The organism is Nocardiopsis sp. iso_40, from assembly GCF_056173285.1.
Window position 1 is genome coordinate 617,794 of record NZ_CM149666.1, and the last position, 23,251, is coordinate 641,044.

Genomic DNA, 23,251 nt, shown 5'->3' on the forward strand with positions numbered 1-23,251 from the left:
ACACCGTGGGCAGTACGCAGTGGCAACAGCACTGGCGCACACGCCGTGTTCCGTTCACCGAGGAGTGCCAGCAGGCCCGGGAGGCCTTTCTGGTGGACCTCAAGGACCCGGGTGCGGCACAGGACCGGGTCCTCGACGACGTCATCACCCTGTGCGCTGATTCGCTCCACTGGAAGGAGCACGGCTACGACGCGGTCGGGGCCGCCCCGGAGACCTTCCGGGACACCCTCCCCGTGAGGCGCTACGGCGACTTCACCGGGGAGATCGACCGGGAGACCCGCACCAAGGGCGGGACACTGTCCTGCAGCCCCGTCCTGCGCTGGCTGAAGACGAGCGGTACGACGGGTGTCCCGAAGCGGATCCCGTACACCCTGCACTGGCTGCTCAAGTACCGCATCCCGGCGATGCGGGCCATGTGGGGCGTGTACCTGGAACACCACCCCGAGATCCTCGCCCACCCCTACGCCGCGCTCGACACCCAGACCGTCTACGAGAACGTCGACGACCAACTGTCCGGCGTCCCCTACCAGGCGATCAGCAACCGCCACCCGCGGATCAACACCCGGGACTGGAACCCGCCGTGGTCCGCGGCCCCCTGGTTCGGCACCGAGGCGCCCTCCTCGCACTCCGGGCGGATGTACCACCGGATCCGCCACCTCCTCGGCCGGCGGATGCACTTCGTCTCCGCGATCAACCCGAGCACCCTGATCTCGCTGCGGGACCTGATCCGCGAGCACGGGGCCGAACTCGTCCGGGACCTGGCCGAGGGGACCCTCCAGGGCAGGGCGTACACCGACCCGGACCCGGAGGGGGCCCGGCGCCTCCGGGAAGTCCTGGACCAGGGCGAGTTCACCCTCCGGGACGTGTGGCCCTCACTGCGCACCTACAGCTGCTGGCTGTCCTCCTCCGCGAAGCTCTACCAGCCCCGACTGGACGCCCTGCTCCCGGGCACGTCCGCGATGCCGTTCATGAGCTGCGGGACCGAGGGGGTGACGACCATCCCGGTCGACGACTCCCTCGACAGCCAGCCCCTGGCGGTCAACCAGGCCTTCTTCGAGTTCGTACCGGCCGAGACCGACCTGGGCGCCCTGCTCGACGCGGGCGAGCGGGTCGACACCCTGCTGTTCGACGAGGTGGAGGAGGGCCGCGACTACCACCTGATCATGACGCAGGCCAACGGCCTGTACCGGCTGTGGAACGGCGACATCTACCACGTCGACCGGATCGTGGACGGCACCCCGTGGGTGCACTTCGTCCACCGGGACGGGATTTTCCACTCCTTCACCGGCGAGAAGATCACCGAGGCCCAGGTCACCCACGCCATCGAGCAGGCCATGGCCGCCCAGGGCCAGCCGGGCGGGCTCTACCTGTGCGGCCCCAGGTGGAGCGAACCGCCGTACTACGTGGTGGTCGGCGAGGCCTCCGAGTCCGGCGCGGAACTGGACCGGCTCCTGTCGGAGTCGGTGGACCGGGCACTCCAGGAGATCAACATCGAGTACGCGTCCAAACGCACCAGCGGACGGCTCGCCCCGCTCACCTTCTCCACCGTCGCGCACGGCGCCATCGCCGCCTACGCCGAGTCCCGCCGCCAGCAGGGCAACGCCACCCAGTACAAGTACAAGCCCCTCCAGCAGGACACCGACTTCGTCGCCGACCTCCTCGGCGACACGGCACCGACGGGAGCGCACCGGTGATCGAGACCAAGAGGCCCCCTCAGAACACCCGCCGCGAGATCATCACGCTGTCGGCCCGGGACGGGGCCCGGCTGGCCCTGCACCTGTGGCGGCCCAGACGGCGGGCCAAGGGGGCGATCTTCTACTTCCACGGCCTGCAGAGTCACGCCGGCTGGCTGTGGGAGGTCGGCCCCCGGTTCGCTGACAACGACATCGCCTTCTTCGTCCTGGACCGGCGCGGCAGCGGCGTCAGCGACGGCCCGCGCCACGAGATCCCCGACGTGGACACCGTCGTCGCCGACTACACCACCGCGCTGTCGCACGTGCGGGAGGCGGTCGGCGAGGACACCCCGCTGTCCCTCTTCGGGCACTGTCTGGGCGGCTCCTTCCTGGCCGCCCTGTTACACCACTCCGCCTTCACCGTCCGCTACGAGGCCGCCGTCTACTGCTCGACGTGGTTGGGACGGCTGCACTCGCTGCTCGACGAGGGCGAGCGGTCGTCACTGGCCGCCGAACGCGGAACCCAGCTGTGGGACGCGGGGCTCCGGTCGGAGGACTTCACCGCTGACCCCCGCTACCAGCGGTTCATCGACCACGACGACCTGGCGGTGCGCTCGGTCACCCGCCGGTCCCGCGCCGCCCTGCTGGAGCTGGAGCGCCTCTACCTCGACCCGGGCCACCCCGACCGGCGCGAACCGCCCCGGGTGCCGACCGCGTTCGTGTCCGGGCTGACCGATCCCTTCCTCGACCTCGACGACAGCCACCGCGTGTTCAACAGGATGGTCTCCGGCCAGGGGATGATCATCAAGTTCCCGACCGACAGGCACTACCTCTTCTACACCGGCGTCCGCGACGAGATCGTGGACTGGGTGTCGGCCTACACCCTGCTCCGGGGCATGGACCGGGATGTCTGAGGACCGGGCCCGGCTGTACGCGGTGGCGTTGCCGATGCGGGTCGGCTTCGACCACCCGGCGGCCCGCCGTACCACCAGCGACAGTCTCGTCCTGGCCCTGACGGCGGACGGGACGACCGGCACGGGCGAGTGCGCGCCGCGGTCCTACGTCACCGGGGAGACCACCGAAAGCGTGCGCGAGGCCCTGTGCCGCGTCCCGATGGGCAGGCTGTTCGCGCGGCTGCGCACCGTCCCGCCGCAGGACCTCCTGGCGGAGCTGCGCGGGAGGGGCTTCGAGGCGGTCTTCGGGCTGGGCACCGGCGCCGGGGACGGTTCCGGGGCCGACAACAACCTGGTCTGCCTGCTCGAAACGGCGGTTCTGGACCTGATCGCCCGCCGTCTGGGGCTCTCCGCGGCCGAACTCCTCCCCGGCCCGGGCCCGGCGCTCCCCGAACCGTCCGCGCTCCCGGTCTCCCAGGTCCTCGACCTCGGCACCGGAGTCGAGGAGTTCCTGGCCGGGCGCGGCCCCTTCCACTTCGTCAAGGTCAAGGCCTCCGCCGACCCGGACCGGGACGTGCGCACGGTCAGGGCGCTCCGGGACCGGATCGGCCCGGACGTCCCCGTCATGGTCGACGCCAACATGAGCTGGACCCCCGAGACAGCGGTGCCGCACGCGCTCCGGCTGCGCGAGTGCGGGGTGGACCTCGTGGAGGAACCGCTGCCCAGGCGCTCCTGGGAGGCCCTGCGCGTACTGCGCCGCGAGTCCGGTATCCGCGTCATGCTGGACGAGTCGGTCTGCACCCTCGAGGACGCCCGCCGGGCCGTGGACGCCGAGGCGTGTGACGCCGTGAACGTACGCGTGGCCAAGAACGGCGGCCTGCTGAACTCGGCCCGGCTGATCGACCACGCCCGTGCCGCGGGCCTGGCCTTCCAGGTCGGGGTGCAGGTCGCGGAGACCGGACCCCTGATCAACGCCGGCCGGGCGCTGGCCTTCCGCAACCCGGACGCCCTGACCGTGGAGGCGGGCCAGTCCGACCGGTTCTTCGCCGACCCCGACATGATCGTCTCGCCACCGCCCCGGGTGGACCGCCGGACCAACACCCTGGCACCGCCCCCGGGCCCCGGGTTCGGCGTGCGCCTGAGCGCCTCCGCCGAACGCTGGGCGACCCTGTCCTGGACCCGTGACCGCTGGCGTTCCACTACCTCCGAGGTGACCCCCTGATGCCCGTCCTGTACGAATGCACCCACCGGGGTGAGCGCTGTTTCGGCCTCGGCGACCCCGAGGACACCACCCTCCGGCTGTACCCGCTCGGCGACACCGACCTGCACGCCGCCCTGCTCGCGGCGGAGGGCGACACCGCCGCCCTGCTCGCGGCGGAGGGCGACACCGCCGCGCTCGAAGCCGCCCTGACCCGGGGCCGCACACCGGTGCCCGTCCCCGCCGCCGACGTGCGCCTGCGCCCCCCGCTGCTGCCGGACTCCGTCGGCGACGCCGTGGTCAGCGGCTTCATGGCCACCCACCACGTCAAGGCCGACGGTGTCGCGCAGGCACAGCCCAACTGGTTCTTCAAGGGGCTGGGCGACGTCCTGAAGGTCCCCGGACAGACCCTGCGCGTCCCGCCCGGCGCCGTCGCGCTGACCGAGGAGGCGGAGGTCGTCCTGGTCTACCTCACCGACCGGACCGGCGCCCCGCGCTACGTCGGCTACACCTTCGGCAACGACCTGACCGACATCGGCCGCTTCAAACGGCACAACGGCCACCTCTCCTACGCCAAGCTCTGTGACGCCGGGGTGGCCCCCTGGCTGTTCACCGCACCCCCGCCCCGACACGTCACGGGCCACGTCACCATCGAACGCGGGGGCGCCCCCGTGTGGCAGGGCGCCTTCACCACGGGGACCAAGGCCCTCCAGTACGACCTGGACGAGATGATGTCCGGGCTCTTCTCGTACGGGGCGCTGCTCGCCCCGGGGCGCGTGCACTACGTCTACCTCGGCGCGGACCGCAGCAGTTTCCACAGCGGGTTCACCATGGCGGGCGGGGACCGGATCGAGATGCGGTTCGGCACGCACGGCGTCCTGCTGACCAACCCGGTCTCGGCCCGCTGAGCGGGGGCCGGGACGTACCGCCCGCCGGTACCGGACCTGCGGCCCGGCGGGCCGCGCCCTAAGCCTGCGGTGCCCGGGGCGCCCGGTGGAAGACGGGGGCGAGGGCGGCCTCGAAACGGTCCAGCCAGTCGTTGAGGCCGCCCTCCACCCACGGGCAGTCACGGACGAAGTGCGTCCACTCCTGCGGGTCGCAGCACCCCTGTCGGCGCAGGTAGGCCTCGTCCACCAGGTCGGCCTCCGCGCCCATCTCCGGGCGGAGCACCCGCATGAGCAGCTCGTGCGGGAGCGGGTGGGCCTCGGCGAGCAGGACGGCGTCGTAGAGGTCCTTGCCCTGGGGGTACATGTCGGTGCACAACCACAGCACCTTCCACGCCAACGACAGTTCGGGGCCCGCGGCCAGCACGGGGACGTCCCCGAGCACGGTGGCCCGAGGGGGTTCGGGCAGGGGCTCCTGGAAGACCACGTCGATCTGGACCGCGCCCGGCGGCAGGGCCGCCTGCGGGCCGGTCCCGTGCACCCAGGGGATCCCGTGCACCCAGGGGATGACGAGCCGTCGTCCCGAGGCGCGCTCGTAGGTCCAGATGCTCTCCCGGCGGGTGTGCGCCACGTCGAACACCAGCCCCGCGGGGGGTTCGGCCTCCCCGACCGCCGTCACCAGGTCGTCGAGCATCCGTACCGAGTCGTGGTGTTCGGCCGACCTCGTCTCCGGCAGGGTGACGAAGTCCAGGTCGCGGGCCCGGCGGGCCCGGTCCCCGACCCACAGGGGCATGGCCGCGCTGCCGCGCAGGACCAGGCCGTCCGCCCATTCGGTGCCGGAGACCGCGCGCAGGACGTGCTCCATGGCCAGCCGGTTGGCCTCCCACCAGCGTTCGGCGAGCGCCGCGTCGGCGAAGGTCGGTTCGCTGGGCCGGAAGGCGTGGCTGAAGTGTTTCAGGGCCGGGTCGAACACCTGCTCCTGGGTGGCGTGCGGTCCGGCGGTGACCGGCAGGTAGGTGGACGGGTAACCCGGCTCGTACCAGGGGTGGCGGGGGCGGGGCGGGAACTCCACCGGGGCCTCGTCCAGCCACCCCGCGTCCAGTTCGAGGGCGCTGTCGTACACGACGAACTCCCGCTCGAGGCCGATCACCCCGTTCTCTCCGCTGAAGGCAGTTCCCAGCCCGTACGCCCGCAGCTCCTTCAGCAGGGAGAAGTACAGCTCGTAGGCGGTGTGCTTGTCCACGCCGGAACAGCGCTGGGTGACGAACCGTTCCTGGCGCCCGTCCTGGCGGGTGCGCCGGGCGTTGCGGGACAGCCGGGCCCGGTGCGGCGCGACCAGCCGGGAGAGTTCGCCGAGGTCGGCGTCGGCGGGCAGCAGGAGTTTGAGGTGGGTCTCGAAGTAACGGCCCGGTCCGAGCGCGAGCGCCTCCTGGCGGTCGTTCGGTACGTCCGCGTTGTGCGGGGAGACCTCGAACTTGACCCTCGCGACCTCGAACCCGCCCTCGGCCAGCCGTTCGCCCCAGCTCCTGGCGAGCGCGTGCTGTCCGCTGAGTGTGCCGTGGCCGTGGTAGGTGACCATCGGCTGCGAGGGGCTGTCCCCCCGGTCGAGTTCGATGTGCGTGAACTTGAGCCCCTGCTCGGCCGCCCAGTCGGCGGCGGACGCGATGTCGGCCTCACTCTGCGCGCGCAGGGTCAGGTGGGTCTCGAAGTCACCGGCGAATTCCATGGATTCTTCTTCTCTTGGAGGGGTCTGGGAGTTTACGGCCTCCGGTGTGGACGGCGCACCCCGGTTTCGGGGCGTGCCGGGATCGCAGGGGTGCGGGGGACTTCAGTCGGTGCGCGGGCTGAGGCCGGTCATCAGGAGGCGGACGACCTCCCGCAGGCTCTCGTCGACGTCCTCGACGGTGTTGTTGGCGCTGAACGAGGCGAAGCCGTGCAGGGTCGACGCCACGGTGAAGGCGATGGCGTCGGGGTCGCCCGCGGTGATCTCCCCGGTGCGCTGGCCCTCGGCGATGGCGGACAGGACGACGTCGAGCATGTCGCCGACGGCCTCGGCGAGCTGGTCGGAGATGTCGCTGTCGTGCTTGCGCGCGTACATCAGGTCCAGCAGGGCGGCGTTGGACAGCGCGAAGTCCGTGTAGGCGCGGGCCAGGGCCAACAGGTACGCCGCTGTGTCCGGCGTGCCCTTCCCGGCCGTGTCCAGCACTGCCCGCAAACGCTGGAAACCGCTCAGTGCCAGGGCGTCGAGCAGGGCCTGCTTGTCCTTGAAGTGGCGGCCCGGGGCCGCGTGGCTGACACCCGCCTCACGGGCGAGTTCGCGGAGGGACAGCGCGGAGGGGCCGCGTTCGGAGAGGGTGCGCTCGGCGCTGTCCAGCAGGGCGGCGCGGAGGTCTCCGTGGTGGTAGCGACGGTCAGCCATACCGGCCAGCATAGACCGATGTTTACGTTGACATCATTGTTGTCATTGACAACTTCGCGCGGATGCCCCTACTTTGGCCCCATGAGTGAAAACAACGTCAGCCTGCCCGACCTGACCGGCACAACCGCCGTCGTCACCGGAGCCAACAGCGGCCTGGGCCTGGAGACCGCCAAGGTCCTGGCCGGACGCGGCGCCCGCGTGGTCCTGGCCGTCCGCGACACCGGCAGGGGCGAGGAGGCCGCCCGGCAGATCCGGGGGGAGACCGAGGTCCGCCGCCTGGACCTGGCCGACCTGGCCTCCGTCCGTGAGTTCGCCGACGGGTGGAAGGGCGACCTCCACCTGCTGATCAACAACGCCGGCCTCATGGCGATCCCGGAGTCCCGGACCAGGGACGGCTTCGAGACCCAGTTCGGCGTCAACCACCTGGGCCACTTCGCCCTCACCAACCTCCTCCTCGAACACGTCACCGGGCGGGTCGTCACCGTCTCCTCCGGGCTGCACAGGTCGGTCCGCGGCATCCACTTCGCGGACGTCAACCTGGAGGGCCGCTACACCCCCTACCGGGCCTACGGGCAGTCCAAACTGGCCAACCTGCTGTTCACCCTGGAGCTCCAGCGCAGGCTGGACGAGGTCGGCTCGCAGGTGCTGGCCACCGCCGCGCACCCCGGCTACGCCGCCACCAACCTCCAGAGCCGCAGCGGCAAGCCGTTCCTGGACCGGCTGATGCGGATCAGCAACCGGGTCCTCGCGCAGAGCGCCGCCGCCGGGGCCCTGCCCACGGTCTACGCCGCCACCCAGGACGTCCCAGGGACCGCCTTCGCCGGTCCCACCGGGCTGTTCGTGAACGGCGCCCCCGGCCCCTCCAGCAGGAGCGCCGCCGCGCAGGACCCCGCGGCGGCCCGACGGCTGTGGGACCTGTCCGAGGAGATGACCGGCACCTCGTTCCCGCTGTGATCGGGGCGGCCCCGGAAACGGAGAAACGGCCCCGGGGGCGGCGGGGCCGCCTCCGGAGCCGTTCACCGGGCCGGGCCGGTGGTCAGGGGACGAGGGTGAGCTCGTCCGTGCCGGCCTCCCGGACCGCCTCCTCGGTCACCGCCCAGGGCAGGGTCTCGCCCCGCGCCCACAGCTCCAACTGGTCGTCGTAGTTGGGGTGGAAGGCGTGGCCGGAGTTGCCGGTCAGGTGGATCCACCTGGAGGAGTCCCGGTCGGCCAGGTCCACGATCATGCGCATGGACGGCACCGCGGTGATCCCGTACCCCTCGGCCGCGTTCCAACCCGTGGCGTTCACGATGCTCGAACCACCGGAGCTCTCGACCGGGCCGCGGTTGAACAGCCACTCCACCGGGCCGATCCCCGAGGTCCCGAACGATTCGTGGGTCGCGGTGAGGGTGTGCAGGTCGCCCCAGCGCCAGTCGGCCGGGGTGTCGCCGAGCAGCTCCGTGAGCTCGGCCGTCGCCTCCTCCATGGCCGCGGCGAGCACCTCGTCCCGGCCGTCGGCCCCGTTCCCCTCCCACCAGGCGGAGTCGGGGTCCTCCAACAGCCGGGTCACCACGTACATGCCGCGCGAACTGCTGCTCATGTCGAGTTCGCCGAGCTCGTCGAAGAGCAGCGGCAGCAGGTGGCGCCAGGTGGCGTTGTAGAAGGCGGCTCCGGCGGAGTCCGGTTCGTTGAAGCGGTCCCAGTCCGCCAGCAGGGCCTGGGCCTCGGCGACGGCGCCGTCGACCTCCACGTCCAGCAGGTGGGGGGTGATCTCCTCGGCCGCACCGTGGTGGGAGTCCATGAGGACGCGTTCCATGTCCTCCACGTCCACCGGCCCGTCCGCGATCGCCTCGTCGAGCAGGTCGTTGATGCGCTGGCTCCGGTACCCGTAGTCCCAGTCCGCGGTCAGGAAGTGCTCGTAGTCCTCGTCCACGGCCGACTGGTTGGCGGTGACGATCACCCCGGACTCGGGGTTGAGCACGCTGGGGAGTTCGTCGAAGGGGATGTACTCCTCCTCCCAGTCGTAGTCCGAGACCCATCCGGGGGCGGGCCAGCGGCCGTCGCCCTTGCCGCGGACCGGGACCAGACCGGGTGCCTGGTAGCCGATGTTGCCCTCGTTGTCCGCGTAGACGAGGTTCTGCGCCGGGACGTCGAACTTGCTCGCCGCCTCGCGGAAGCCGTCCCAGTCCCGGGACCGGTTCATGGCGAAGAGGCCGTCGGCCACGGTGCCCGGCTGGAGCGCGGTCCACCGCAGGGACACCTCGTAGGGGGCGTCGTCGCCCCCGTCCGGGTTCTCGCCGATCTCGCGCAGGTCGGCGCCGGCCTCGGTGGTCGACAGGATCGGGCCGCGGTGGGTGGAGCGGACGGTCAGCTCGACGTCCTCGCCGCCGGAGACCGCGATGGTCTCCTCGACGATCTCCAACGGGCGCTCCTCGCCGTCCACCACGTAGTGGTCGCCCTCGACCTGTTCCAGGTAGAGGTCCATCACGTCGGGGTTGAGGTTGGTGAAGCCCCAGGCGATGGACTCGTTCTGGCCGATGACCACGCCGGGCAGGCCGGAGAAGCTGAACCCGCTCACGTCGAACGGGCACTCCTCGGTGAGCTCCGTGCAGTGCAGCCCCATCTGGTACCAGGTGGAGGGCATCGACGCGCCCAGGTGGGGGTCGTTGGTCAGCAGGGGGGCGCCGGTTCCGGTGTGCTCACCGGAGACGACCCAGGAGTTGGAGCCCAGGTCGGGGCTGGTGGACGGGCCGAGGAGGTCGGGTACGGCCGCGTGGATCCCGGAGAGCCCCTCGACCGCCGCGAGGGCCTCCTCGGGCAGTTCGGGGGCGCGGCCCAGGTCGGCCTCGGGGGCGGACCCCCGGTGCTCGTCGGTGTCGGTGATGGGGGCGTGCCGCTCGGTCGGATAGGCCGGGTAGAGGTCCTCGATCATGTCCTCGTCGAGGCCCGCGGCGAGCAGCTGGGCGCGTTCGGTCTCCGCCTGGAGGTTGCCGCCCAGGTCCCAGGCCATGGCCTTGAGCCAGGCGAGACTGTCGGTGGGCGTCCAGGGCTCGACGGTGTAGTCGTCCGCGGTGACACCGAGGAGCCCGTACTCCAGGCCGGCCTCCAGGCCCTCGTTGTCGTCGATCCAGGCGTTCACCCCGGCCGCGTAGGCGTCCAGGTAGCGCCGGGTGTCCTCCTCGAGGAGGTCGTACTCCTGCTCGGCGACCCGGCGCCAGCCCATGGTGCGCAGGTAGACGTCGGTCTCCACCTGGTCCGGTCCGAAGAGCTCGGCCGTGCGGCCCGCCGTGACGTGGCGGCGGAAGTCCATCTCCCAGAAGCGGTCCTGCGCGTGGGTGAACCCCTGCGCCACGAAGAGGTCCTCGGCGTCGTCCGAGTACACGTGCGCCACGCCCCACTCGTCCCGGAGCACGGTCACCGGTGCGCCGAGCTCGGGCAGGGACAGTTCTCCGGAGGTCGTCGGGAACGATCGTCGAACCGCCCAGACACCAAGCAAAGACGCGATCAGAGCAAGAGACGCAACAGTGGCGACAAGCCCCAAAAAGACACGAAAAAGGACACGCTTCCGCAATACACCCATGGCGGAACCATAAGGTGTCCTGCCTCACGTGCTCTAGGTCTCAGGACCGGCGTTCCGAATTGTTACCAACTGGTAGGTCCTGCTTTGCGGGCTGACGAGCCTGGTCGGGGGCTCGGCGGGGTCCGAGGGCGGGGGGCCGGGCCCCGCCGGGAACCTCCGCGAGACGGGCCGTCAGGTGCGCGGGGAGTCCCGGAACCGGGCGCCCGCCTCGGCGGCCTCGGCGTACAACCGGGCGACCAGCTCGGCGGCGGGCAGTTCCCGAGCCTGCCGGAAACCGGTGCCCGCCCACAGGGCCATGCCCTCGGGGTCGGCGTCCCGGGCCGCGGCAGCCCGCAGCGGCCTGGTCATGTGGTGCACCTCGGGGTAGGCGGCGGGGGCCCCGGGGTGTTCACGCATGAAGCGGTTGGTCAGGCCGCGCGCCGGACGTCCGGTGAACGCCCGGGTCAGAGCGGTCCCGGTGAAGGCGGGGTCGGCCAGCGCGGCCTTGTGCGGGGGCTGCGCGCCGCTCTCCGGACAGCGCAGGAAGGCCGTGCCGAGCTGGACGGCGACGGCACCGGCCGCCAGGGCGGCGGCCGCGTCCGCGCCGGTCATGATGCCGCCGGCCGCGATCACCGGCACATCGACGGCGCGCACGACCTCGGGCAGCAGTTCCAGGAGGGGGCGGTCGTCACCGTTGGCGGGGTCGAAGGTGGCGCGGTGCCCTCCGGCCTCCACGCCCTGGACGCACACTCCGTCGGCGCCCCGGGACACGGCGGTGCGGGCCTCGTCGACGGTGGTGACGGTGACGACCGTCGCCGACCCCGCCTCCCGCAGACGTTCCAGGACCCCCGCGGACGGGCAGCCGAAGGTGAAGCTCACGAGCGGAACGGCCGCGGAGGCCAGCAGGTCGACCTTGGCGTCCCAGGAGTCGTCGTCATGCCTGGCCGGGCCGACCTCCGTCCCGTGGCGGCGGGCGTCCCCGGCCAGCTCGGACCGGTAGTCGGCGAGCACCGGCTCGGGTGCGGGGGCACCGGAGGGAACGAACACGTTCACGCCGAACACGTCCGTCCCCAGGCTCCGGACACTGTCGATCTGCTCGCCCAGCGCTTCGGCGGACAGGTACCCGGCGGCGAGCGACCCCAGGCCGCCCGCCCCGCTCACCGCGTGCACCAGAGCGGGCGCGGACGTACCCCCGGCCATCGGAGCCTGGAGGATCGGACGCGCCCTCAGGAGTTCGGGCAGGTTCATGGTCTCTCGCTTCCCCCCACGTCAGCGGTTCCCGCCGCACTTGGGCCGCAGGCTAACAGCCGGGGCCGGACCCTCCCCGGACCGGGCCGGTTCAGTGGCCCTCCCCGGCGTCCTCCCGGGCGTTGTTCCGCCGTACGGCCCAGGTGAAGTCCGCGGACTCCGGGAAGAGCCGGGTGAGGACCATGGCGGCCACCGCCAGCACGAGGGCCACCACGGCCAGCGCGGACACGGCGAACGGGATCCCCCACAGCTCCCACAGCCAGCCGAAGGAACCGGTCGTGGCGACGCTCCCGACCAGGGTCGCCACCGTCATCGCCGAGAACATGGTGTTCCGGTTGGCGTCGGTGAACATCAGCTGGCTCCACACCCCGGACAGCACACCGCCCAGACCGATCAGGAACTCCGCGACCACCAGACCGGCGACCAGCGGGACCACCCCGTACGCGGCCAGGACCAGGGGCAGCCCGATCCCCGTCGAGACCAGCGGCCCCCACAGGTGCGGGCGGCCCCGGTCCACCCAGCGCGCACAGGCCGCCCCCGCGGTCAGGGACAGGCTCATCAGCAGGAGCACCAGGCCGTTCAGGCGCACGTCCCCGCCGCCGTACTCGGCCAGCAGCATCGGCTGCCAGGCCACGACGAGCAGCATCGTGGCCACCATCAGGGAGAGCGCCAGGGCCACCTGGGGGACGAAGCGCCGGGACGCCACCAGGAGCACCGACTCGAGGACGATCGCCCCGATCCGCCGGTCCGGCTGGCCGGGGGTGGCGGGGAAGCACCAGGGGGCCAGCGCCGCCAGCAGCAGGATCAGCACACCCCCCAGGGCGATCATCGCCTCGGCCGGCAGCCACGTCCCCGCCACCATCACCGAGGCCGCGCCCAGCACCGAGCCCGTTCTGGCGGACACCGCGCCGACCCGCACGATCCGCGCGATCCGCCGGCTTCGGTCGCGGTCGCCGACCCGGTTGACCAGGATCGCGATGAGGGTGCCGGACTTCAGGGACGCCCCGACGTTGCCCAGGCACACGCCCACCACGGTCAGCGCGAGCCCTTCGGCGGTACCGAGGACCACCAGACCCGTCCCCCACACCGCCAGGCCGACCGTCAGCAGGCGGCGGTGCCCGTACCGGTCGCCCATGGCTCCGCTGGGCGCCTCCATGAGCAGGCCGAGGAGGTGGCCCGCGGCGAGTGTCGCGCCCACGGCCCACGGGTCGGCGCCGCGCGCGATGATCACCGTGACGAAGACGGCGCCGAACGCGAAGTCGGCCAGGGTGTGGACCGTCGTGTAGAGGCTGAGCCGGGCGAGGAGTGTGAACCTGCCGCCCTCGCTGCTCGGCGGTTGCGGGGGTTCTCCTGGGGAGGGGGTGGTCGCCATGGGCGGTCCGCTTCCGTGTGGACCCGTGTGCGGGCCGGTGGGATTTTGCCGACGGTAACAGCGCCCGACCCCGTCACTCCACGTGTTTTCCCGGTGGCTTCCCGGCTCCCGCTCCTCCGTTCAGCCGACGGTGGCGAGGTAGGTGCGGATCACCGCAGCGAGGTCGTTCAGATTGTCCGGGTCCTCTGACACGGGGTGTGGCGGATCCTGCGACGGGTTGGCCAGCAGGTCGCCTTCGGGTACCCGGGGGAGGGGAACCAGCGGTCGTGGTTCGGGCGGTGGGGGCATGTAGGGGCGGGCCAGCGGGCCCGCGTCCTCTTCCGGTCCGGTATCGCGGTAGCCGTTCGCCCAGCGTGCGGATGTCTCCGACAGCCGATGGCCGGGGAAGACGCCGGGTTCGCGCGCGAGGCGCGTCAGTGTCGGCGTCGGCTCGGGTGAGACAGGCGCGGCGGGCAGCCGGGGGCGGTGGGGCGCCGGGGGAAGCGCGGTCCGCTCCCACCTGGGTGTCTGGGGGACGAACACGAACGCCAGGGCCGCCGCCAGTAGTGCGGCGGTGACGGACCAGGCATGGCCGACCAGGGTCCGACGTGGCCTGCGGTGTCGCCCGCTAGGCTGATGCATGATGGCCTCCTGCTCTTTCAGGTGGTTGTCGCGCCCCGGCCCGGTGCTCCTAACACCGGCTGGGGCATCTTCGTGTGTGCTGTTCGGGCGGGTGTCAATGGCCCCTCAGAGCTGCGCTTCCCGCCGATTCGGCGCTCGGGGGTTCAGGCATCGTCGAGGTCGCTCTGGGGATCGATGAACGCCCACACCGTCAGGGGACCGTTGGGGTGGTTGGTCCACCACCATTTCTTCGAGAGCGCAGTGACCACGGTCAGGCCGTACCCGCTGACGCTCAGCTCCCCGGAGTAGTCGCGGACACGGGGGTAGGTGGACGGTCGTCCAGCGCGGGGCCCGTCGTCGGTCACCCTCATCAGGACGAAGTCGCCGGGCATGACCTCCAGGGTGATCCTGACCCGCCCGCATCGACCTCCGGAGGCCGTGTGCCTGACCGCGTTGGTGACCAGCTCGCTGGCGACGAGTACGACCGGAGCGGCCCGGTCCTCGTCGAACCCGGTGGCCTTCCGGCACCAGGCGCGGATGCGTGCGACCTGTTCCGGCCTCCCGTCGAAGTAGCCCGTGGCCTCCCCGCGCCAACGGTCCCTCGCCCGCATCGGAACCCCGCCCACCACCCGACGGTTCTCGTCCTGACCGCACCTCGGCCGTGGGATCTCGTATCCGCTCATTCGGTGCCTCCACTTCGCAATCGCTGCGCCGATGTCACTTTTCCACTTTGATTTAAATGTCCGAATCCTTAGCTCTTGAGATGAAATGATTCACGGGCTCAAGAGGTGGACTGCGACAACACTGCCGGTGCCAGCGAACGGAATTCCACCTGTGCCATTTGTTTCTCACGAACTCTCGCGGAGGCTGGTTGTGCGTGGCACACTGTTGGAAGAGAGTTGAATCTGCTTGATTTCGCTGGAGCGGCATGTCCAGGAAGCCCAATCCCTCGTATCAAAAGATCGCATCTGAACTGCGAAAACTCCGAAAATCCAAGGGGTGGACGCAGGGAAGGCTCGCAGAGAAGCTGAGCTGCTCGTCATCCCTGGTCTCCTACTGGGAGCTAGCCATCTACGCTCCACAACTCAAAGAGTGCAAGGTGCTCGATGAGCTCTTCGGGACGTCCGGTGTCTTCGAACGAGCCTGGACCAGGGCCAACGGCGAGAGCATCTATCCAGCAGGCACACAGACCGCCGTGGATTTTGAGCGGTCAGCAGCAGAAATCCGCGAGTACCACACGATCTTGGTCCCTGGCTTGGCACAGACACCTGACTATGCCAGGGCCACGTATCGCGCGATGCAGCCGTTCGCCACGGAGGAGACCCTGAACCGCTTGGTGGCATCGCGTATGAAACGCCAGCAGATCCTGCTGGGAGCTGATCGGCCGCTATTGTGGATGGTGCTGGACGAAGGCGTGATCCGACGGGTTCTCGGCAGCCAGGCCACGATGAAGGATCAACTGGAACACCTGCTTGAGATGACTGAGGGGCGAGCACTTCGGCTTCAGATCGTTCCTCGGCGCTGCAAGCTTCCCCCAGGTCTCTCAGGCCCCTTCAAGGTCTACACCTTCCCCGATCGTCCAACGGTCGTGACGGCGGAGTACGTGGTTGATGATCTGATCATCGATGACGCGGACCAGGTGCGCTTCTGTGCCACCCTCTTCGGGGCGATCCAGTCGGAAGCGCTGTCGGCGAGCGACAGCTATGAACTGGTGCGACAGGTACAGGGAGAACTCGATGAGCAGCCGTGAGTGGCACAAGAGCAGCTACAGCAGCGGAGTGAACAACAACTGTGTGGAGGTCTCCGAGGGGAGAGCCGTGCTGGTGCGCGACACCCAGAACAGGGAACTGGGCCACCTCGCCTACCCCAGCATCGAGTGGGCCGGGCTCCTCGCCCCCCTCAAGGCGGCCCGACCGTAGCTGGGCCGGGGCGGCTTCCTGCTAGCGGCCGGGGCGGCTCGCTAACGAACTCTCCGAGCGATCCGGTTCCGTTCGCCAACGTGCCCGCCTGACCCGGCTCCTGGGACCTTCGTTCCTGTCAGGAGGCCAGGAGGTGGAGTAGGGCGACAAGGGTTCCTGAGCTTTGTACCCGCCCCTCGGTGACCAGGCTGCGGACCTTGGTCAGGGGGATCCACTCGTAGACACCCTCGTCGAACTCGGTCGGATCCGCCACCAGTTCGGCGCCGCGCCCCACGAAGACGTGGTGAGGGCTTCGAACCGTGCCGATCATCGGCTCGAACGTGGCCACGTGCTCCACCGAGGCGACTCTGTGCCCGGTCTCCTCCAGCGCCTCACGGGCAGCCGTCCGCTCCGGAGCCTCCTCGGGATCCAGTAGGACTCCGGGCAGCTCCCATCCCCACACGTCGGGCACGAACCGGTGCCGGTAGCTCATCAGGACGTGTTCTTCGGCCCGGTCCAGGATCGCGATCACCGCAGCCGACGGCAGGGTTACCGTGTGGTGCTCGAACCTGCTCCCCGAAGGCGTGGTGATGTCGGCCTTACCCAGCCGTACCCACGGGTTGTCGTACAGGGTGCGCTCACCATGCACCACCCAGCGGCCCTGGTCGTCCTCGCTGCTCTCCATGCCCCGAAACTACCGTTCCAAGGTGTGCGTGGAAGGACTTGGCCCGGCTCCAGCGCCCCCTTTAACAAGGGATACGGCTACTGACCCCGCAGGGTCCTTCGCCGACGCCTTGTTCATAGATGACCTCGGGTGGGTAACGAGGGCGCAATGCCCACCTCGACCTCCCCGGCGGCTACATCGAGAACGAGGAGACCTCAGCCAGGCCATGACCCGAGAAGTGTGGGTGGAGCTGGAGGCATCCCGCCGATCGGCCAACTGCTGGCCATCGACAGGGCGACCAAGCAGCCAAAGGGAGATAAACGGCTGTTCGTCTTCGATGGCGGCATTCTCGGCCATGAGTGGCTGAACAAGATCACCCTCTACCCGTCTGACCTGCCAGGGTAAGGCTCCCACGACGTGGCCACGACCGTGTCGGCCATCACCCCCGCTTCGCCCGCTGGAGCATCCATGATGCACACGTATGCGAGCGGGGTACGAACGCCATCTCGAGAACGGCACCCTATTCCGCATCTTTGGTTTCTGCCGCCTCAGGAGCCATGATCGAATTATTTTCCTGGCCTGCGCCACAGCTCAGGGAAATGAAGTTTGTAGCCACTGTCGAACCGATTCCGATGAACTAAAGCCACGGGCTTTCAGGAGATCGACAATATCTTTGCCGCATATGAGGACGACAGGGTGACGGTCGTCTCGGATTTCCTTGTATGCCTGCGAATGGAAATGAGAAGTGGTTACAAACACTCCGAACTCACGATTTCGGAGCCGTGAGATCAGGCGGGCTACATCTCGTACTCCGACGGGCGTGGACGGGTTGTAGCATTTGGCCTCCAGCGCGAATTCGACGGGTACCGGGTCAGCTGCAGGGCCAAGCATGTACTGCCCGATGGCGTCACGCCCTCCATCCCGGTGCGGTGGTGTGACTTCGCACTGGCCTGTGGCAGGTGCCTGCATCCGCCACAGAGCTACGGCGCACTCCTCGAAGTCGTGCCAGCGGCCATGAAAGTATTCAGTGATCTCTGCGAGGAAGGCTTGGCCTTCAGGACCGGGAACCTGTTCGTCTTTGCTCCGTGTATTCACGGTTGCTGGTGCTATCAGGGGCCGGTATTGGTGCCCCTTGACCCAGGCTAGCCATTCGGTTGGGGCGTGAGGCCCTGTTGTGAGACCCGTGGAGATCTCGTGGATCCATTCCCTGGTGACTGAAGCAGTGTCAAGGACTGTGAAGATTGCGCGGTAGTTCTGGAAGCGCTTCCCGCGCGTACTTCTCCATAGCGCGACGAGTTCATCATCCGGGGGCAAGCCCTCAGCGCCTGGCGCCAAGAGTCCTCGAAATCGCACGTCCCGCCCTTGGTGCGCCTTCTGGAAGAGCAGGAAGGGAGGAACCCTGCCTCGGTCGGTGGCAGTTCCAGAGGCGGCCTCGAAGGTGTTCCGCAAGAGGAGATTGCCTCCTCGAGGAGTGTCGTGGAGGTCGTGTCCAGGGCGTCGGTTGTCTCCGTAGTAGGTGAAGCGACCCGTCTGGACGTCGAGCTCGTCCGGCCAGTCCGGCTCCTGGCCGGAGCTGTAGAGGACAGCCACATTGACCGACTGCTTCCAGGGAGAGCCCATGGTCCGGAATCCGCCTTGGTTTCCTACTTTTACCAGGCGGGCGATGGGGTCATCGCCAGTGTTCCCGGCCGTCCCCCCCTTGTAGACAGCGTCTAGAAGGAGGTCGCTCTCGGAGAGGACTGAGAAGGGGAAAGTACGCTCACCGTTGACTGGCATGGAGCGCACCTTATCGGGTGATGTCGCATGTTTAGAAGGCGCTTGTCATGATCTGGTGTCATACGGGAGGCCTGTAGACAAGATATAGCTCGATATGAGAGTGCGGATCCGTCGTGTTTCTGGAGCTTCCTGGTGTGCTGGTGCGAACAGTGGGGAGCTATGCGGACTGCCGTTCCTGCTCTACCTGCATGTTTGCGGAATAATCGTGCTTTTGGTCTAGTATGACTAGGATTTGGTGTATGGGGGGAAATGGGGTTGTTTGTAAATGAAGCAAACGATTGTTACTGATGCTGATGAAGTTCTTCGGAAATTCGCTTGCTCTAGGTCTGGAGAGAGGCTGTTCGACGGTTGGGTCATGGATAGACCACATGTGGCGCGGGAAGTAATGCGGCATCGCACAGAAGTGGTCTATAAGGTTCGATCATCGGATATTGCTGCACTCAGCTCAGAGCATGCAATCGGAAATATTCGCCCAGCTCAGGGGTATAGAGTTAAGATGATTCGGGACTGGTTTCCTGATTTCGCCTTCACGCATATATTTCACTTTTTCCTTGAGGAGAGAGGGGAAGTTTTCTCATTCGAGGAATTTCGTGAGTGGAGTGCGCTCGATCGCTGTCGACCTATGCTTCATGATCCGGCCTGGGGAAAGATCAAAGAGGCTGTCAGTGATGGTTATACCGAGGAGCAAGCAAAGAATGCCATGCGCTGGAGGGTCGGACTGTTCTACTACTCGTTCATCCGAGAGCTCTACGTGATTTCCCGCTTCCGCGAACTGGGACTGGATGTTCGCTTCCACCCGCTGGCCGATGCCCTGTACCGGACGGACACGTGGTTGGGGAACGTCTCGGTGTCTCTGTACATCAAGAACGGAACGTTCAGGAACGGCGCCTCAGGGCGTAAACCGCAGGCAGAGAAGTTGATCGGTCGTGACCGCCCCGACCTTCGCTTCGTAGAGCTCAAGATCCCTACCCAGCGGTTGTGGGGGAGGGTGCATCTGCCAGAGGAGGGAGCTGTCGAAGCGTGTGCAGAGCAGTTGAGGCAGTTGAGTGCATGACTGGTGTTCGTTGTCGCGGGACACCGCTAGTTTGGTGGCGTGCACCTCTTTGATACCCCCCACCAGCAGCCAGGCGTTGCCAGTGCAGACTCTGAGCTCGAACAGGTCTTCCAACACTTGCTGGACCTTGATCAGCACGGTCACCGGTTCGCCTCAGCTCTGCGCAGCACCTTCGACATGCTGCTTGACGGCCAACACACAGGACGCTTCCGATGGGACCAGCTTTACAAGACCGAGAAGACGCATTTCGGAACTCTGGTCGAGATCAACCTCCAAAGGGAATTCAAGTTCCCTGGGGGTGAGGATCTGGACTACCGCATCTGCGGCATCGACGTCGACTGCAAGTACTCGCAGAACCGTGGTGCCTGGATGATCCCGCCAGAAGCGGTCGGGAAGCTCTGTCTCGTCCTGTGGGCTAGTGATGCCCATTCGCGCTGGTGGGCCGGTCTGGTGCGCGCGGATCCGGATTTGTTGAACAGCGGAAGCAACCGCGATGCCAAGCGCACTCTGAACAAGCAGGGGAAAGCATCTGTGCGGTGGCTCTTCTCAGACGCTCAGCTACCGGTGAATGCCCTGCTACACCTGCCTTCAGATGATGTAGAGGCGATCTTCGCACTCAAATCCGGATCGAAGAAGGTCGACGAGCTGTTCCGGCGTGCCCAGGGCATCCCTATCCGACGGGCTGTCGTGGCCACGGTTGCCCAGCAGGATGACTACATGAAGCGGGTCCGGGGCAACGGCGGCTCCCGGTCTAACCTCCGTCCGGAGGGCATCATCATCCTCGGGCAGTATAGGGGGCACCGCGCCATCGCTGCTCAGCTCGGTTTGCCTGTGCCCGGATCAGGCGAATCTGTTTCCGCTCGAGTGGTGCGTGCTGACGAAGGCTCCCATGAGGGAAAGCCCCGGGCGTTCATCGATGGCGGCTGGTGGGTACGGGCTTCTGAGACCGATCCAGTCGAACTAGCTCCCCAACTGCCGAAGGTATGAACGAGTCAACGAAGAAGCCGGACGAGAACGGTCATTGGCACGCTCCAGAGGGGTCTTGGGCATCCTCGGCAGCGAACCGGCGCAGTATGCGGGGAAACCGCAGCCGCGACACCAAACCAGAGGTCGCGCTTCGCCGTCTGGTACACGCAGCGGGACTGCGCTACAGGGTTGCCGCCAAACCGTTGCCCGGAATGCGTCGTACGGCTGACCTGCTCTTCAAACGGACCAGGGTTGCGGTGTTCGTGGACGGCTGTTTCTGGCATGGGTGTCCGGAACACTTCGTGCCACCGAAGACCAACCCGGACTACTGGGAAGCAAAGATCGGTGGGAACACGCGCCGGGACCGGGACACTGATGCTTGGCTGGCCGAGGCCGGGTGGCTGGTGCTGCGCTTCTGGGAGCACCAGGCCCCGGCCGAATGCGCCAACGCTGTTGAGACGGCGGTTTCAGCCCGTAAGAGTGAGCTGACGCGGGGCCAGGACCTCAAGTAGGCCCTCAACCTGTTCTCCCGGTCGCTCGGCACCGTTGTCCGATGCCTTGAGAGCACGGATGATGGCTTCGCCTACGGCCTGGGCCACAGGTGGGGGAAAAGCGTTGCCGACCTGTCGGTAGGCAGCCGTCTTACGACCCTGAAACTCCCAATCGGTGGGGAATCCCTGGATGATCGCAGCCTGTTCCACAGTCAGTTTGGGGCCGCGTTCGCTGTACAGGTCCCGCTTCTTGTCCTTGGTCTGGCCGTGTGGGTCAGCCACCCCGTGTCCGTCCACTCCGAGTTCAGCCCAGGCCCGCTTGGCACGAGTCGGTCCTAGGTCTGCACCTCCGTGCTTCTTCGAGCCGCCTACTAGCGTCGGAGCTACCGTGCCCTTCTCCAGAGCAGCCTGTCGCCACTTGTTGTAGTGCTTCTGGCCCTTGGTAGACGTTCCGAACCGAATGCGCATGGTCTCGTCCAGGGCATCGGCCACGGTGACGACCTCCCCGCTGGCCCGGGGCGGAAGGAAGTGGGAGGCCTCTGGCTCGCGCATCGCCACCAGGACGGCCCTCGGACGAAGCTGTGGGACACCGTAGTCGCGCGCTTCCAGGACGTCCCATCCCAGGACCCGGTATCCCAGGCTCGCCAGTCGGGACCGGATCCTGAGCCGGTAGTCACGGAACTTGTGTTCGGGTTCGAGCAGCCCGCGAACGTTCTCGATCATCACCGCGCGCGGTTCGAGCTGTTTCACCATGTCGAGCATGACGGGGAAGAGGTCCCGTTCGTCATCCTCGCCCAACTGTTTTCCGGCAACGGAGAAGGGAGGGCAGGGGACACCGCCGGCCAGCAAGTCGAGACGCTTGCTTCCCAGGACTTCCTTAAGGTCTTCCATCTTGAAGTCTGTGAGGTCCCACTCGAGGATTTCGCAGTTTTTCCAGCCGTGCCTGCGAGTGTTGTGCCTCAGGGTCTGGACGGCGTGGGGGTCGACCTCGATCAGCGCGCGGTGCTCGAATCCCGCGCGGTGCAGGCCGACGGCTTGGCCGCCTGCGCCCGCGCAGATTTCAACGGACGTGTAGGTGTGTCCTTCACCGGACATACAGCTTCCTCCCTGCCCACGCCCTCACATACCTCATGTGCTGGGCGGAAGGCCGACGATCGGTCCCCCGCTGATCTTCCCAAGGTCTGGGCAGCGGATCTACCGGCAGCGCGGACTTGTGGACAACTGACCTGGCGGAACCCCGGACCGGGCGAGTCTACCGGCGGGGTCCGACCAGTTCCGCGGGCCGGAGCGATGTCTATAAGTATGCCGATGGCTGCCGTAAACTTGCCGGATCTTGCCGCGAAGGTGCCGACAAGTTATGCTGCTCTCACTTGAAGGTAAGGCCGTAGCAGCGGTAGGCAGGGGCAGACCGCCCAGAACAGAGACGGACTCGAACGAGCGTGCCCATAGATGAAGAGCGCCCCGATTGGAACGATCAGTCGCTGGGAGGGCGTATCCGTGTTGCACTCTGGCTGTATGAGCAGGTAGGCGAGGGTGAGCGCTTCCGTAAACAAGCCATGCGGGAAGCCATCCCCGGCGTTGAGCAGATCGACCGGCGTATGCGCGACCTCCGACCAGCTGGGTGGGTCATCAGGACGTACCGCGACATGGCTTCGCTCAGCCCTGACGAGCTGTTTCTGGAGACCATCGGTGCCCATGTGTGGGAACCGGGGAAACGTTCGACCGGCCTGCGAGCAGTCAGCGGGAAGCTCCGTCGTGAGGTCATGGACCGTGATCATCACCGGTGTGTCCGGTGCGGCGTCTCATCCGGTGAGGCGTACCCGGAAGAGCCTGGGACCCGTGCCCGCCTGACCCTCGGCCACATCAACGCACATGCTTACGGATCGAGTGCAGCCCCGGAGAACCTTGTGACCGAGTGTTCCCGGTGCAATGAGACAGCGAGGCAGTTCACTCCTGTGCAGTTCACCGCGGACCATGTCCGAGATCAGATGCGAGAGCTCTCGAAGCGTGAGAAGACCAATCTCCTCTCATGGATGTCTCTGGACCGGCGCCCCATGTCGAGAACTGAGCAAGTGTGGGCGCACTACCGGCAGCTTCCCGGGATCGAGCGGGAGGAACTCCAGCGGGAGCTTGCCCGGATGCTTGGCTCAGAAGGAGAGGGATAACCCATGGGAACCGGACTGCGGAGGCATCGGCATGGTTGACCAACGTGCAGCAACCATCTTCTTCGGCTGCTGTGTGGTCAGCGTTGTCGCTGGCGCGCTTACGCTCTTGGCCGCAGAGTCGTGGCCCGTTGCGATCCTCACAGCAGGGGCGGCTTTCAGCGGCGCGCTTCCACTGCTCAACTCGGTCATCAAAGATGATCTTCATGAGAAGCAAGCCGCCAAGGATGAGTGACAGCAGGACCTTTTGAGCCGGGCGAGGAGTGTGAACCTGCCGCCCTCGCTGCTCGGCGGTTGCGGGGGTTCTCCTGGGGAGGGGGTGGTCGCCATGGGCGGTCCGCTTCCGTGTGGACCCGTGTGCGGGCCGGTGGATTTCGCCGACGGTAACAGTGCCCGGCCCCGTCACTCCACGTGT

General features: G+C 67.8%; 22 protein-coding genes. 12 read left to right on the forward strand and 10 right to left on the reverse strand.

The features are described from left to right. Positions 1-5: 5 nt before the first annotated feature. Genes AC0VYD_RS02675 through AC0VYD_RS02690 form a run of 4 tightly spaced genes read left to right on the forward strand, consistent with a single transcriptional unit; the run spans position 6 to position 4,672 of the window. Positions 6-1,694 carry a GH3 family acyl-acid amido synthetase gene (locus AC0VYD_RS02675; protein WP_475478419.1) on the forward strand — a complete coding sequence of 563 codons (1,689 nt, stop codon included), beginning with the start codon at positions 6-8 and terminating at the stop codon, positions 1,692-1,694. Then, positions 1,691-2,587, forward strand: a complete 897-nt coding sequence (locus AC0VYD_RS02680) for an alpha/beta fold hydrolase (RefSeq protein ID WP_475478420.1) — start codon at positions 1,691-1,693, stop codon at positions 2,585-2,587. The genes AC0VYD_RS02675 and AC0VYD_RS02680 overlap by 4 nt, the downstream gene beginning before the upstream one ends. Further along, positions 2,580-3,788 (forward strand): mandelate racemase/muconate lactonizing enzyme family protein, encoded by a 1,209-nt coding sequence (locus AC0VYD_RS02685; protein WP_475478421.1) that lies wholly within the window; start codon positions 2,580-2,582, stop codon positions 3,786-3,788. The genes AC0VYD_RS02680 and AC0VYD_RS02685 overlap by 8 nt, the downstream gene beginning before the upstream one ends. After that, positions 3,788-4,672 carry an FAH family protein gene (locus AC0VYD_RS02690; protein ID WP_475478422.1) on the forward strand — a complete coding sequence of 295 codons (885 nt, stop codon included), beginning with the start codon at positions 3,788-3,790 and terminating at the stop codon, positions 4,670-4,672. Before AC0VYD_RS02685 ends, AC0VYD_RS02690 begins: the two co-directional genes overlap by 1 nt. A 58-nt stretch (positions 4,673-4,730) precedes the next feature. Here the strand turns inward: AC0VYD_RS02690 and AC0VYD_RS02695 are convergent, their stop codons facing one another. Further along, positions 4,731-6,374 (reverse strand): nucleotidyl transferase AbiEii/AbiGii toxin family protein, encoded by a 1,644-nt coding sequence (locus AC0VYD_RS02695; protein ID WP_475478423.1) that lies wholly within the window; start codon positions 6,372-6,374, stop codon positions 4,731-4,733. 102 nt (positions 6,375-6,476) lie between these two features. Then, entirely contained in the window at positions 6,477-7,067 is a 591-nt protein-coding gene (locus AC0VYD_RS02700) for a TetR/AcrR family transcriptional regulator (RefSeq protein WP_475478424.1), read from the reverse strand. Between the two features lie 81 nt (positions 7,068-7,148). On the opposite strand from AC0VYD_RS02700, the gene AC0VYD_RS02705 reads away from it, so the two are divergent. Then, a complete protein-coding gene (locus tag AC0VYD_RS02705) occupies positions 7,149-8,021 on the forward strand; it encodes an oxidoreductase (protein ID WP_475478425.1) in 873 nt (290 codons plus the stop codon). A gap of 82 nt (positions 8,022-8,103) precedes the next feature. On the opposite strand, the gene AC0VYD_RS02710 is transcribed toward AC0VYD_RS02705, so the two are convergent. The 5 genes from AC0VYD_RS02710 to AC0VYD_RS02730 form a co-directional block, all read right to left on the reverse strand. After that, a complete protein-coding gene (locus AC0VYD_RS02710) occupies positions 8,104-10,626 on the reverse strand; it encodes a penicillin acylase family protein (protein ID WP_475478426.1) in 2,523 nt (840 codons plus the stop codon). 171 nt (positions 10,627-10,797) lie between these two features. After that, complete coding sequence (locus AC0VYD_RS02715) at positions 10,798-11,853, reverse strand: nitronate monooxygenase (protein WP_475478427.1); 1,056 nt, start codon at positions 11,851-11,853, stop codon at positions 10,798-10,800. A gap of 91 nt (positions 11,854-11,944) precedes the next feature. Next, positions 11,945-13,225 (reverse strand): MFS transporter, encoded by a 1,281-nt coding sequence (locus AC0VYD_RS02720; protein WP_475478428.1) that lies wholly within the window; start codon positions 13,223-13,225, stop codon positions 11,945-11,947. Between the two features lie 120 nt (positions 13,226-13,345). Continuing rightward, on the reverse strand, positions 13,346-13,846 hold the full coding sequence (locus AC0VYD_RS02725; RefSeq protein ID WP_475478429.1) for a hypothetical protein: 501 nt from the start codon (positions 13,844-13,846) through the stop codon (positions 13,346-13,348). A gap of 143 nt (positions 13,847-13,989) precedes the next feature. Continuing rightward, entirely contained in the window at positions 13,990-14,508 is a 519-nt protein-coding gene (locus tag AC0VYD_RS02730) for an ATP-binding protein (protein WP_475478430.1), read from the reverse strand. Between the two features lie 245 nt (positions 14,509-14,753). On the opposite strand from AC0VYD_RS02730, the gene AC0VYD_RS02735 reads away from it, so the two are divergent. Together AC0VYD_RS02735 and AC0VYD_RS02740 are read left to right on the forward strand one after the other, a co-directional pair. After that, a complete protein-coding gene (locus AC0VYD_RS02735; RefSeq protein WP_475478431.1) occupies positions 14,754-15,575 on the forward strand; it encodes a helix-turn-helix domain-containing protein in 822 nt (273 codons plus the stop codon). After that, positions 15,562-15,744, forward strand: a complete 183-nt coding sequence (locus AC0VYD_RS02740) for a DUF397 domain-containing protein (protein ID WP_475478432.1) — start codon at positions 15,562-15,564, stop codon at positions 15,742-15,744. The genes AC0VYD_RS02735 and AC0VYD_RS02740 overlap by 14 nt, the downstream gene beginning before the upstream one ends. A 118-nt stretch (positions 15,745-15,862) precedes the next feature. Here the strand turns inward: AC0VYD_RS02740 and AC0VYD_RS02745 are convergent, their stop codons facing one another. Together AC0VYD_RS02745 and AC0VYD_RS02750 are read right to left on the reverse strand one after the other, a co-directional pair. Further along, positions 15,863-16,408: an NUDIX hydrolase gene (locus AC0VYD_RS02745; RefSeq protein WP_475478433.1), complete on the reverse strand. Its 546-nt coding sequence runs from the start codon at positions 16,406-16,408 to the stop codon at positions 15,863-15,865. A gap of 570 nt (positions 16,409-16,978) precedes the next feature. Beyond that, positions 16,979-18,163 carry a restriction endonuclease gene (locus AC0VYD_RS02750; RefSeq protein ID WP_475478434.1) on the reverse strand — a complete coding sequence of 395 codons (1,185 nt, stop codon included), beginning with the start codon at positions 18,161-18,163 and terminating at the stop codon, positions 16,979-16,981. Positions 18,164-18,428: 265 nt separating this feature from the next. Here AC0VYD_RS02750 and AC0VYD_RS02755 point away from each other — a divergent pair, with 265 nt between their 5' ends. The 3 genes from AC0VYD_RS02755 to AC0VYD_RS02765 are packed head-to-tail and all read left to right on the forward strand — an operon-like array spanning position 18,429 to position 20,695. Beyond that, positions 18,429-19,217 (forward strand): hypothetical protein, encoded by a 789-nt coding sequence (locus tag AC0VYD_RS02755; RefSeq protein WP_475478435.1) that lies wholly within the window; start codon positions 18,429-18,431, stop codon positions 19,215-19,217. 39 nt (positions 19,218-19,256) lie between these two features. After that, positions 19,257-20,204 (forward strand): NaeI family type II restriction endonuclease, encoded by a 948-nt coding sequence (locus tag AC0VYD_RS02760; protein WP_475478436.1) that lies wholly within the window; start codon positions 19,257-19,259, stop codon positions 20,202-20,204. Continuing rightward, positions 20,201-20,695 carry a very short patch repair endonuclease gene (locus AC0VYD_RS02765; protein ID WP_475478437.1) on the forward strand — a complete coding sequence of 165 codons (495 nt, stop codon included), beginning with the start codon at positions 20,201-20,203 and terminating at the stop codon, positions 20,693-20,695. Before AC0VYD_RS02760 ends, AC0VYD_RS02765 begins: the two co-directional genes overlap by 4 nt. Here AC0VYD_RS02765 and AC0VYD_RS02770 read toward each other — a convergent pair. Beyond that, the gene (locus AC0VYD_RS02770) at positions 20,651-21,769 is read right to left on the reverse strand and encodes a DNA cytosine methyltransferase (RefSeq protein WP_475478438.1); all 1,119 of its coding nucleotides are present in this window, start codon (positions 21,767-21,769) and stop codon (positions 20,651-20,653) included. The two genes, AC0VYD_RS02765 and AC0VYD_RS02770, sit on opposite strands and share 45 nt — an antisense overlap. Positions 21,770-22,113: 344 nt before the next feature. Between AC0VYD_RS02770 and AC0VYD_RS02775 the strand changes: the two genes are divergently transcribed. Further along, positions 22,114-22,839 (forward strand): HNH endonuclease, encoded by a 726-nt coding sequence (locus AC0VYD_RS02775; RefSeq protein WP_475478439.1) that lies wholly within the window; start codon positions 22,114-22,116, stop codon positions 22,837-22,839. A 31-nt stretch (positions 22,840-22,870) separates the two neighbouring features. Next, positions 22,871-23,071, forward strand: coding sequence for a hypothetical protein (locus tag AC0VYD_RS02780; RefSeq protein ID WP_475478440.1), 201 nt, complete (start codon positions 22,871-22,873; stop codon positions 23,069-23,071). The last annotated feature ends 180 nt before the right edge of the window (positions 23,072-23,251 follow it).